General features: G+C 55.1%; 15 protein-coding genes, 3 tRNA genes and 2 other annotated features. Of the genes, 9 read left to right on the forward strand and 9 right to left on the reverse strand.

Annotated elements, in window-relative coordinates; translation table 11 throughout:
• Positions 1-37: 37 nt before the first annotated feature.
• The 9 genes from HY868_11760 to HY868_11800 all read right to left on the reverse strand — a co-directional run bounded on the left by HY868_11760 (position 38) and on the right by HY868_11800 (position 3,807).
• Positions 38-574 carry a 50S ribosomal protein L10 gene (locus HY868_11760; GenBank protein ID MBI5302806.1) on the reverse strand — a complete coding sequence of 179 codons (537 nt, stop codon included), beginning with the start codon at positions 572-574 and terminating at the stop codon, positions 38-40.
• A gap of 41 nt (positions 575-615) precedes the next feature.
• Positions 616-709 (forward strand) — a sequence feature (possible 16S ribosomal RNA but 16S or 23S rRNA prediction is too short).
• Between the two features lie 9 nt (positions 710-718).
• Positions 719-868: a sequence feature (ribosomal protein L10 leader region), on the reverse strand.
• Between the two features lie 12 nt (positions 869-880).
• Positions 881-1,597 carry a 50S ribosomal protein L1 gene (locus HY868_11765; GenBank protein ID MBI5302807.1) on the reverse strand — a complete coding sequence of 239 codons (717 nt, stop codon included), beginning with the start codon at positions 1,595-1,597 and terminating at the stop codon, positions 881-883.
• 116 nt (positions 1,598-1,713) lie between these two features.
• Positions 1,714-2,139: a 50S ribosomal protein L11 gene (gene rplK / locus HY868_11770; GenBank protein MBI5302808.1), complete on the reverse strand. Its 426-nt coding sequence runs from the start codon at positions 2,137-2,139 to the stop codon at positions 1,714-1,716.
• A 92-nt stretch (positions 2,140-2,231) separates the two neighbouring features.
• A complete protein-coding gene (gene nusG, locus HY868_11775; protein ID MBI5302809.1) occupies positions 2,232-2,888 on the reverse strand; it encodes a transcription termination/antitermination factor NusG in 657 nt (218 codons plus the stop codon).
• A gap of 68 nt (positions 2,889-2,956) precedes the next feature.
• Positions 2,957-3,151 carry a preprotein translocase subunit SecE gene (secE, locus tag HY868_11780; protein MBI5302810.1) on the reverse strand — a complete coding sequence of 65 codons (195 nt, stop codon included), beginning with the start codon at positions 3,149-3,151 and terminating at the stop codon, positions 2,957-2,959.
• Positions 3,152-3,273: 122 nt separating this feature from the next.
• Positions 3,274-3,438 carry a 50S ribosomal protein L33 gene (gene rpmG, locus HY868_11785; GenBank protein ID MBI5302811.1) on the reverse strand — a complete coding sequence of 55 codons (165 nt, stop codon included), beginning with the start codon at positions 3,436-3,438 and terminating at the stop codon, positions 3,274-3,276.
• A gap of 24 nt (positions 3,439-3,462) precedes the next feature.
• Positions 3,463-3,538: transfer RNA gene (locus HY868_11790), tRNA-Thr, on the reverse strand.
• Positions 3,539-3,618: 80 nt separating this feature from the next.
• Positions 3,619-3,702: transfer RNA gene (locus HY868_11795), tRNA-Tyr, on the reverse strand.
• A gap of 32 nt (positions 3,703-3,734) precedes the next feature.
• Positions 3,735-3,807 (reverse strand) — tRNA-Thr (locus HY868_11800).
• A gap of 188 nt (positions 3,808-3,995) precedes the next feature.
• Here HY868_11800 and HY868_11805 point away from each other — a divergent pair.
• From HY868_11805 to HY868_11845, 9 genes are all read left to right on the forward strand, one after another.
• Positions 3,996-4,199, forward strand: coding sequence for a hypothetical protein (locus tag HY868_11805; GenBank protein MBI5302812.1), 204 nt, complete (start codon positions 3,996-3,998; stop codon positions 4,197-4,199).
• Positions 4,200-4,203: 4 nt separating this feature from the next.
• Positions 4,204-5,388 (forward strand): M20 family metallopeptidase, encoded by a 1,185-nt coding sequence (locus tag HY868_11810; GenBank protein ID MBI5302813.1) that lies wholly within the window; start codon positions 4,204-4,206, stop codon positions 5,386-5,388.
• Positions 5,389-5,474: 86 nt separating this feature from the next.
• On the forward strand, positions 5,475-6,470 hold the full coding sequence (locus HY868_11815; protein MBI5302814.1) for a glycosyltransferase: 996 nt from the start codon (positions 5,475-5,477) through the stop codon (positions 6,468-6,470).
• Positions 6,470-7,222, forward strand: coding sequence for a DUF4058 family protein (locus HY868_11820; protein MBI5302815.1), 753 nt, complete (start codon positions 6,470-6,472; stop codon positions 7,220-7,222). Before HY868_11815 ends, HY868_11820 begins: the two co-directional genes overlap by 1 nt.
• Before the next feature lie 254 nt (positions 7,223-7,476).
• On the forward strand, positions 7,477-7,686 hold the full coding sequence (locus HY868_11825; GenBank protein MBI5302816.1) for a hypothetical protein: 210 nt from the start codon (positions 7,477-7,479) through the stop codon (positions 7,684-7,686).
• A 69-nt stretch (positions 7,687-7,755) separates the two neighbouring features.
• Positions 7,756-8,955: a radical SAM protein gene (locus HY868_11830; GenBank protein MBI5302817.1), complete on the forward strand. Its 1,200-nt coding sequence runs from the start codon at positions 7,756-7,758 to the stop codon at positions 8,953-8,955.
• 45 nt (positions 8,956-9,000) lie between these two features.
• Complete coding sequence (locus tag HY868_11835; GenBank protein ID MBI5302818.1) at positions 9,001-9,276, forward strand: hypothetical protein; 276 nt, start codon at positions 9,001-9,003, stop codon at positions 9,274-9,276.
• Between the two features lie 15 nt (positions 9,277-9,291).
• Positions 9,292-9,519, forward strand: coding sequence for a hypothetical protein (locus HY868_11840; protein MBI5302819.1), 228 nt, complete (start codon positions 9,292-9,294; stop codon positions 9,517-9,519).
• The gene (locus HY868_11845) at positions 9,519-10,256 is read left to right on the forward strand and encodes a glycosyltransferase family 2 protein (protein ID MBI5302820.1); all 738 of its coding nucleotides are present in this window, start codon (positions 9,519-9,521) and stop codon (positions 10,254-10,256) included. Before HY868_11840 ends, HY868_11845 begins: the two co-directional genes overlap by 1 nt.
• Positions 10,257-10,280: the final 24 nt, after the last annotated feature.

Raw genomic sequence — 10,280 nt, forward strand, 5'->3', positions numbered from 1 at the left:
AATTACACGCACTTGACGAGGTATTGGTAATTAGTAATTACGCCGCCGCGCCTTGCTTTTCGAGTTGCTCCGCGCGCGCCTTGAGCAAGTACAAAACCTGGCGGATGCCAGACGCGACCACCCCAGCAATCTGGGTGCCGGGAGCGATGATCGTACCGAGCAAGCGACCGAGTGCTTGTTCGCGAGTGGGCAAGTTCGCCAGCGCCGCGGTTTCCGCACCGCGCATAACGGTTTGACCCATGATCGCGCCGCGCACCTTGACTTCGCGATCCTTCAAGAAATCGTTGATCGCTCTCGCCGTGCCAGCGATGTCGGTGTAGCAGAACGCGATCACGTTCGGACCTTCGAGCAGATCCTGGGGCACGGGCAGTCCCGCACGTTCGAGTGCGAGCGCCACCAACGTGTTCTTCGTGACGTGCAAACCGCTCTTCATTCCGCGCAGTTGATTGCGCAACTTGGCGAGTTCCGCCGTCGGCACGCCGCGATAATCGGCAAAGATGAGTGCCTGCGATTTCTTAAACTCGGCGGTCAGTTCGGCGACCATTTCCTCTTTGATTTCACGAGTTACGGGCAAGTGGATTCACCTCCTTACGATTGGAGATTAGGGATTGGAAGTTGGAGGTTGGAGGTTAGAGGTTGGAAATTGGAGGTTGAAGGTTGGAGATCAGATTCCAACTTCCAACTTCCGATTTCCAATTCCAACATCCAATTACTAATCTCTAGAAATTGAAAAGTCTTTGTGCCATGCCGACACAAAGACTCGTTGATCAGTCAACCTAGATGACTGGACTATCTTTGCCTCGGCAGGCGCTTGGCATTAAGCGTCTTGCGACGCACCTGCGGTCATTGGCGATATGTGATTGTTACGACAACAGAATCGTTATTCCACCGCTTTGACGTTGGTCGCTTCGTTGACGTTGAGGCGGATGCCCGGTCCCATCGTATTCGTCACGACCATCTTTTTGATGTAGACGCCTTTCGCCGCGGCGGGCTTGGCGCGTACGATCGCTTCGATTATCGAAGTCAGGTTTTCGTGCAGTTGCTCTTCGGTAAAGTTCGACTTGCCGACGACGGTGTGAATGTTGCCGGTCTTGTCGGTGCGAAACTCGACGCGACCCTGGCGCAGTTCCTTAAGAATACGCGGCAGTTGATCCGCCGCCACGACCGTCCCAGCTTTCGGGTTCGGCATCAAGCCGCGCGTGCCAAGCACTTTGCCGAGACGACCGACCTTCGCCATCAATTGCGGTACCGCGACCGCCACATCGAAACCGAGAAAGCCGCCTTCGACTTGCTTGATCAAATCATCGCCGCCGGCGAAATCCGCGCCGGCTTCTTTCGCGATGCGTTCAGCATCCCCATCTGCAAACACCGCGATACGAATTTGCTTGCCCGTGCCGTGCGGCAGGAGCGTTACACCGCGCACCATTTGATCGGCTTGCTTGACATCTACACCCAATCTCAGGTGCAGTTCGACTGTCCCAGGAAATTTAGTGTACGCCGTCTTCTTAAGGAGGACGACCGCTTCCTTGGTCGAGTACTCCTTGTTAACATCCACGTGCTTGAGCGCTTCGAGATACTTTTTGCCGCGCTTGGACATGTTTGCCTCCAGTGGTTTTGGCGCGCGTTGTCGCGCTCCCACGTTTTGGAAGTTGGACGTTGGAAGTTTGATGTTGGATATCTAGACTCTAACTTCCAATTTCTAATCTCCAACTTTTACTCTTTTATTTCGATTCCCATACTGCGCGCAGTGCCTTCGACCATGTGCATCGCGCCTTCGACATCCACTGCGTTCAGGTCTTTCATTTTCATTTCCGCGATTTCGCGCACTTGCTTGCGCGACACCGCACCCACCTTGTTGCGATTTGGTACGCCCGATCCTTTTTCGATGCCCGCCGCTTTGCGCAGCAACACTGGCGCGGGCGGCGTCTTGAGGACGAACGAGAACGAGCGATCCTGGTAAATCGTAATTTCTGCCGGAACGACCATCCCCGCCATAGTCGCCGTCTTGGCGTTGTATTCCTTGCAGAACTGCATAATGTTGATACCGTGCGGACCGAGCGCCGTACCCACCGGCGGCGCCGGCGTCGCTTTGCCGGCTTGCACTTGCAGCTTGACGATTGCTTTGGCTTTCTTACCCACTATTCCTCCGAGTTTAGTCGGCTAGTCGCTCAGTCGCGTGGTCAATTCGTCGGTTGACTAGTTGACTACGCGACTAGGCGACTACCAGACTATTAAACTTTTTCAACTTGCAATAGATCGAGTTCAACCGGCGTCTCGCGTCCGAAGAACGAGACCATCACGCGCACCTTGCCCTTTTCCATGTTCACTTCGTCCACGGTGCCGCGAAAATCGGCGAACGGTCCGTCAATGATATGAACGACTTGACCAGGACGATACGTGACGCGCACCTTCGGTTGATCGGCTTCCATGCGCTTGAGAATCTTGTTCACTTCTTCTTCGCGCAGCGGCGCGGGCTTGTCGCCGGAACTGACAAAGCCGGTTACGCCCGGCGTGTTGCGCACGGCGTACCACGCCGCTTTCGCCGCCGGATCTTCGGCGCGATATTCGATCATCTCGACAAGCACGTAACCGGGAAACACGCGGCGTTGCACGACCTTGCGTTGCCCTTCGCGCAAATCGAGTTCTTCTTCGGTTGGCACGACAACGCGAAAGATGAGATTGTGCAATCCCGGTTCGGTCAACAGGCGTTGCTCCAATCCCTTCTTGACCTTGTTCTCGTACCCGGAGTAGCAATGGACGACGTACCACGCGCGCTTGGTCTCTTCCACTTTCGCCGGTTCGGTCGCTGGCGCGCTCGATTCCGGCGCGGGCGTAGTCTCAGTCTCCACCACGAGATCGCTCGGCGCGCTCTCGGTAGATTCTGACATCGGTTTTTGTTCTTCGTCGTTCAACACGGGGTCATCCACGAGCTCAACTCATCTTTCGGCGACGCGCGTTAGCGTCCCAGCAATACGCGCATCAACGCGGAAAACAAATAGTCCACCGCGCCAAAAAAGATACTCATCACAACAATCGTCATGACGACAATCGTCGTCAGATTGATGGCTTCCTCGCGCGTGGGCCACACCACTTTGCGAAGTTCGGCGCGCGTCTCGCGCAAGTATTGCGTAATTCGATTGTCTTTGCGAATTTCTTTTAACACGATCCACTCCCGACGCTAGAAAGGACATCCCACGCTAACAAACCAAGACACCGCCACGCGCCTGTCTCAGCGGAAGACGGTGCCCTGAAAAATCCAGTCCGATCTAAACGTTACTTGGTTTCGCGATGCAACGTATGCCGGCGGTCGTGCGGGCAATACTTTTTCAGTTCGATACGCGCAGTGTCGTTCTTTTTGTTTTTTACGCTCGTGTAATTGCGATTCTTGCACTCGGTGCATTCGAGCGTGACCACCAAGCGATTCTCTTTTTTCGCCATTCGTCTTTCACCCTCTCCGCAAAATGGAGCCTTCGCTGGGACTTGAACCCAGGACCCCGTTCTTACCAAGAACGTGCTCTACCAACTGAGCTACGAAGGCGAACGAAATTTTCGATTTGGGATTGCTGATTTTGGATTTGAAAAATCGAAAAGCAGCAATCGAAAATCCAAAATAATGTGTGGGGAGGGAGAGATTCGGACTCTCATAGCCGTACGGCATCGATTTTACAGACCGACGCGACTCACCGCCTTCGCCGCCTCCCCATGTTCGATTGTGGATGTGCCTTGCCGACCCAAGCCGGCGCTCGGACTTGAACCGAGAACCGACGGTTTACAAAACCGTTGCTCTGCCAATTGAGCTACGCCGGCAATGATAGTCTACGTATGTTTTTGAGCGGGTGCGATTATATACGTACTTGGACAAATTGTCAAAACGATTCGCACATCAGGGTCATTCAACCCCGCGAAAGTTTGCAGACCGATTGACAACTTTTGCAAGGATGGGCTGAATAGCGAAATGTGGTATAATCCGAGCATCTCATCTACCGGAGGTTCTCATGTGTATGTTTTGTGCGGCAGTCCCAGCCGTCGCGGCGATGGGTGTAGCCGCCGCCGGCGAACACCGCAAAAAAATTCAAGCCGCAGAAACGCGCGGCGAAACTCGACCGCGTCGCGCGTACCACATCGGCTCGCTAACCGTCATCACCATGATCGGCTTGTTCATCGTCTCCGCCATTTATCACTCTCAACGACTTGCGTGAACCAATGTCAACTCTTTCCAATTTGAAACAACGCGCGATCGCCGCGATTGACGCGCAGCGCGAGGAACTTGAACAACTCAGTATCACGATTCACACGCACCCCGAACTTGCATTTCAAGAAGTCGAATCCGCCGAGTATCTGTGCGACGCGCTCGAACGCGCTGATTATAATGTGACGCGCGGCGTCGGTACGCTGATCACCGCATTTCGCGCGGAACGCCGCGGCAAATCCGATGGCGCAACCGTCGCATTGCTCGCCGAGTACGACGCGCTGCCCGATATCGGTCATGCGTGCGGACATAACATCATTGGCACTGCCGCGATTGGGGCGGCGATAGGCGTGCGCGCCGTGATGGATCATCTGCCCGGTACGCTCGTCGTCATCGGCACACCAGCAGAAGAAGGCGGCGGCGGCAAAATTATCCTGCTCGAAAACGGTGGGTTTGCCGGCGTGGACGCGGCGATGATGACGCATCCTTCTGGGCGCACGATGGTCAATCGCGGCTCGCTCGCCTCGGTGCGACTCAACATCGAATTTTCCGGCAAAGCCGCGCACGCTGCCGCCGCGCCGGAGGATGGCATCAACGCACTCGAAGCCGTCATCCTCACCTTCAACAACATCAACGCGTTGCGTTTGCATTTGAAACCGGAAGCGCGCTTGCACGGCATCATCACGCGCGGCGGCTCGGCGGCAAACATCATTCCCGATTATGCCGCCGCGCAATTCAGCGTCCGCGCGGCGTCGCAAAAATACTCCCACGAGATTCTCGCGCGCGTGATTGAATGCGCTCAAGCCGCCGGTCTCGCGACCGGCGCAACGCTCAAACACTCGGTTAAACCCGGTTACGCGGAGATGATTCCGAACAGCGTGATGGCGCGCCTCTTTGCCGAAAATTGGAACGCGCTGGGCATCCAAGTTAAAGACGTGCGCCCGAACGAACGCATGGGCTCGACCGATATGGGCAACGTGAGTCAAACCGTACCGGCGCTGCACGCGTACATCGCGATCGGTCCCGAAGGCATCCCAGGTCACACCACCGAATTTCGCGACGCGGCGATTTCACCGGCGGGACATGCTGGGTTGATTCACGCGGCAAAAGGCATGGCGCTAACCGCGATTGATTTGCTGAGCGACGCCGCGTTGATGCAAGCCGCGCGAGACGAATTCGTTGCAATGATGAGCAAGTAGAGACGTTCGCGAAGCGTGCAATGTCTTTACCGCGTTCTTTTGACGAACCAGTTGTCACTGTGCTATAATCGCCACGCTTTGACGCTATGAATCATCGCCCAACCCTTTCCGTTGTTATTCCCACGCACAACGGCTCTGCCACACTTGCGGCGTGTTTGACCGCTCTCCGCGCGTCGTCTCTCCCGCCCGATGAAATCATCGTCGTGGATGATGCGTCGTCCGATGATTCGGCTCGCATCGCGGAACAGTTTGAATGTCGCATAGTACGACTGCGCGAAAACATCGGCGCGGCGCGTGCGAAAAATCGCGGCGCGGCAGTGGCGTCGAGCGATGTGCTTTTCTTCACCGACGACGACGTGATGGTCGCGCCGGACGTCATCGCCAATCTGGTCGAGAAATTCACGGACGCGCGTATCGCCGCAGTCGTCGGTTTGCTCGACGGCAGAATTCCGTTCAAGGATTTTGCCAGCAACTTTAAAAATTTGTGGATGCGCTTTACATACGAGCGCGTGCCGCGCGCTCGTATCGGCTTGTTCTACACGAGCATTGCCGCGATGCGTCGCGAGACGTTCGCGCAACTTGGCGGCTTTAACGAAAACTATCGCGGCGCGAGTATCGCCGAGGACACCGAGTTTGGTCAGCGCGCGTGGGGCGCGGGATACAACATCGTGCTCGATCCGCGCGTGACCGCCGCACATCACAAGCGTTACACCTTGCGCGAGGTCTTGCGAACCGATTATCTCCGCGCGCGCGCGCTCATGTTGATGCGCTTGCGGAAACGCGGACAACCCTTTTACACAAGCGTCCCAGTCTTTTACCAACTCGCCGTGCCAACCTTGTTCGCGGCGCTGGGTGCGTTGATGGGGGGATTGGTAATTGGTTATTGGTTATTGGCAATTTTGGGCGGCGTATTACTTTTAGCTTTTAACTTTTTATTTTCAACTTGGTTTTCGTATCTCGCGCGACAACGCGGCGCACCGTTCGCATTGCTCGCCGCGCTGTTTCAACCGATTGATGTGTTCGTCGTTGGGCTAGGAATGATGATCGCTGCCGCAGAGTTTGTGCGAGGGAGAAAATACTGATGCCTTCTCCATTTCCTGGCATGGATCCGTTTCTCGAAGGCGAGATGTGGCAAGAGTTTCATGGCACACTCGCCAACGCGATTCGCGCCCAGTTGATTCCACATCTCAAGCCGAAATATGTCGCGTTGTTGGCAAAGCGGTTCACCTTTGGCGACCCAGTTCTGAGTATAACCAGAACGATCTACCCGGATGTTCACGTCGTCAAGCAAACGCGCGCAGCGTATGCGCCCGCCGGCAATTCGGTTGAATTACAAAATCCATTGCCCGAACCTGTCCCGTACCTCGCGGTCGAGATTCGCGATGTCGCCGAGCGGCGATTGGTCACCGCCATCGAAATCCTGTCGCCTGAAAATAAACGCGGCAGAGGATTTCGCGAGTACGCGTCCAAGCGCATCGAGATTTTGGAGACGGACACGCATCTGCTCGAAATTGATTTGCTACGACTGGGTCAACGCCTCGAATTGATCGGCGAACTGCCGCGCGCGGCGTTCTATGTTTTGCTCAGCCGCTGGACGCGCCGACCAAACACGCAGGTCTATCCGATTCAATTGCGCGACCGATTGCCCATCGTCCCGGTGCCGCTCTTGCCACCCGACCCAGATGTGACGCTCGATTTGCAAGCCGCGCTCGACGCGTGTTTCGATCTCGTCGGCTACGAACGCCTGCTCGATTACACCCAGACACTCGCGGAGTTGAGTGAGGAAGAAACATTCTGGGTAAACAATACTGTCTTTGCGATGAAAACAGCATAGAGTTGGGAGTTGCACCTTGCCCATCGAAAACATTCGCTACTACATTGATCCAGAAACCGGATTACCACATATCTACAATCACAATGTTTCCGAAGACGCGATAGATGAGATTCTATCCAAGCCCACCGAAGATCGTCAAGGCGCAGAAGGATCACGAGTCGCGATAGGTCAAACTGAATCCGGTCGCATTTTGCGTGTGATCTGCAAGGAAAGGCGTTGACGGCATTTCACCGTCGCAGACGCAGGAGGTAACGATGAAAACGAATCGCTTTCCAAAAGGTTGGGATGAAAAACGCGTTCGCAAAGTTCTGCGACATTACGAAACCCAGACGGAAGATGCCGCTGCCGCCGAAGACGAAAAGGCATTCAAAGGACAAACGACGATGCAGATTCCTCGCGAGTTGTTGCCAATTGTCCGCGAGCTAATTCGTATATACCAAGCGCGCCCCACTAGCAAATCCTAAATCATAAATCGAAAATTCCCGAGGAGTAATCCTCGCCACCATAAGCACGACCCAGAAGGAGCACCGACCATGTCCCTGATGAACTATGTGAAATTCGCGCCGCGCATCTTGTACAAAAAAGGCGCGTCGCCACTCTACTTTGTCCTCTTCATCACCAAAAACTGCAACGCGCGCTGCGGGCACTGCTTGCTCGGCTCGCACGAACGTCACACCGGCGAATTGACGATAGACGAAATCGAAAAAGTCAGCCGCTCGATGGACGATATGATTTTCTTTACGCCGACCGGCGGCGAGCCATTCCTGCGCAAAGACCTGCCGGAGATCGTCAAGATTTTCCACAAGAACAATCACGCGCCGAACGTCGGCATTCCGACGAACGGCTCGCTCACGAGTCGCGTCGTGGACGGCGCGCGCGAAATGCTCGACGCGTGTCCTGATATGGATTTGCACATTGACATTTCGATTGACGGCGTCGAAGAAGACCACGACAAGTTTCGCGGCTTCAAGGGCTTGTTCGACCGCGCGATTCGCACATACCGCGAACTGCGCGTCCTCGAAAAACACTACCCCAGTTTTTCCGCGTGCATCCAAATCGCGGTCAGCGCGTACAATCACGATCGCCTCGAAGAGATTTACGATTATCTGCGGACGTACGTCGGCGTGAATACCGTGTTCACTCTCCTCTTGCGCGGCGGACCGAAAGACCCTGCCGCGAAATTCACACCGCCGATTGACCCGAAGGCGAACCAATTCGACATTGACAACTATATGAACTTTCACTATCACCTCGAACATGCGAACAAATCGCGCGAGTTGTCTGGGTATTACAAGCTGCCCTTCGGCGATTTCATCAACGCCAAACGCATCATTCGCCCCAAGCTCATCACCAAGATGGTCAAGGAACGCCGGTTCGTGATTCCGTGCTACGCCGGTTCGCTCGGCGGCGCGATGTACGCGAACGGCGACGTGCTCGCGTGTGAATTGCTCGAAGAAAAAATTCTCGGCAACGTGCGCGATTACGATTACGATTTCAAAAAGATTTGGTTCTCGCAAAAAGGCGATGAGGCGCGCGAGTGGATCAGCAAGACCAAGTGCTACTGCACGTACGAATGTTTCCTCACCGTTAACATTCTGTTCAACCCGCTGATGTATCCGGTGATTCTAAAAGAGTGGGCGAGTTTGAAATGGGCGCAGTTGCGGCATGGTCTCTCGCCCGAGGTGATGCAGTCCGCGCCGCGCCCGGCGGAAAGTTATCGTGTGGAAATATAAAAAACGCAGTACGCGAAACGTGTTGCGAAATTTGTGAGGGAGTCAATGCGTCTACAAGTATTCCTGCATGCAATTTTGCTCGTCACGCTCACCGCGTGCGCCGCGCCGTCAACGCCGACCGCGACAGCAGTCCCACCGACCGCAACGGTTGCCGTGGCAACCAAGCCAGCGGCACAAGCCACCACTCCAAGCAACGCGTCCAGCGCCGCGTCGTGCGCGATGACGAACGCCGCGCCGCTCGATAGTTTTCGTTCCGACGATCCGAAAAAACTCGACGCGTCGGCGAAACCCAAACTCGTCGAGTTCTTTGCGTACTGGTGAGGCACCTGCAACGCGTTGAAACCCGTCGTGCACGGGCTAGAAGCCAAGTATGGTGGCTGTGTAGATTTCGTCTATCTCGACATTGACAACACCGCGACCCAGGACGCGAAACGCAAACTGGGTTACAGCGTCCAACCGCACATGTTCCTGCTCGATGGCAAAGGTCAAGTTATCTGGAAGAAACTCGGTTTTGTCACCGCGCAGGAATTGGAAGATCAACTCAAGGCGGTCACAAAACCGTAATGTACAAAAATCATCGCATCTCCCTCGTGATGCCGTGCTACAACGAAGAGCACGGCTTGCCAGAAGTCTTTCGCGACCTGCCCACCATCGTGGATGAAGTAATCGCGGTGGACAACAACTCGACCGATCGTACATCCGAGGTCGCGCGTCAACTTGGCGCGACGGTCATCCGCGAATCCAAACAAGGATACGGCGCGGCGTACAAAACTGGGTTGCGCCACACGACCGGCGATATCATCGTCACGATGGATGCCGACGGCACGTATCCGCGTAATTTCATTCCGATTCTGCTCGACGTGATGATTGACGAAGGTTTCGATTTCATCACCTGCGACCGCACGGGTCACAAGGACAAACCAAGTAATTGGCTGCGCGTGTTCGGCAACGACGTGCTCAATTTCTTCATCTGGATTCTGTTCTGGTTTCGCGTGCGCGATTCGCAATCGGGCATGTGGGTGTTCCGCCGGTGGGTGCTCGAACACTTGACGCTCACAAGCGACGGCATGGCATTCTCCGAAGAGATCAAACTTGAAGCCATGTCGAAAAAGAAACTCATTCGCGGCATCGAATTGCCGGTCTATTACAAAGAGCGGCACGGCGTTAGCAAGCTCCGCATCTGGCGCGATGGATTTTACAATTTGTTTTTCCTTTTCCGCAAACGTTTCGGTTTGCTCGGCAGCGCGCCGCCCTTGGTCGAAGCACGCCGCGCGAATTTGCCAAAAGAATCGAATGTATAGAAAATGAGCGGGCAGTCACGCCCG

The sequence above is a fragment of the Chloroflexota bacterium genome, assembly GCA_016219275.1.
Classification (GTDB): Bacteria; Chloroflexota; Anaerolineae; order UBA4142; family UBA4142; genus JACRBM01.

Coding starts and splice junctions, on each gene's coding strand:
- HY868_11810 (MBI5302813.1), top strand. CDS start 4,204: ATGTCAACTCTTTCCAATTTGAAACAACGCGCGATCGCCGCGATTGAC.
- rpmG (MBI5302811.1), bottom strand. CDS start 3,438: ATGGCGAAAAAAGAGAATCGCTTGGTGGTCACGCTCGAATGCACCGAG.
- HY868_11835 (MBI5302818.1), top strand. CDS start 9,001: ATGCGTCTACAAGTATTCCTGCATGCAATTTTGCTCGTCACGCTCACC.
- HY868_11815 (MBI5302814.1), top strand. CDS start 5,475: ATGAATCATCGCCCAACCCTTTCCGTTGTTATTCCCACGCACAACGGC.
- HY868_11845 (MBI5302820.1), top strand. CDS start 9,519: ATGTACAAAAATCATCGCATCTCCCTCGTGATGCCGTGCTACAACGAA.
- HY868_11820 (MBI5302815.1), top strand. CDS start 6,470: ATGCCTTCTCCATTTCCTGGCATGGATCCGTTTCTCGAAGGCGAGATG.
- HY868_11830 (MBI5302817.1), top strand. CDS start 7,756: ATGTCCCTGATGAACTATGTGAAATTCGCGCCGCGCATCTTGTACAAA.
- HY868_11765 (MBI5302807.1), bottom strand. CDS start 1,597: ATGTCCAAGCGCGGCAAAAAGTATCTCGAAGCGCTCAAGCACGTGGAT.
- HY868_11805 (MBI5302812.1), top strand. CDS start 3,996: ATGTGTATGTTTTGTGCGGCAGTCCCAGCCGTCGCGGCGATGGGTGTA.
- HY868_11825 (MBI5302816.1), top strand. CDS start 7,477: ATGAAAACGAATCGCTTTCCAAAAGGTTGGGATGAAAAACGCGTTCGC.
- nusG (MBI5302809.1), bottom strand. CDS start 2,888: ATGTCAGAATCTACCGAGAGCGCGCCGAGCGATCTCGTGGTGGAGACT.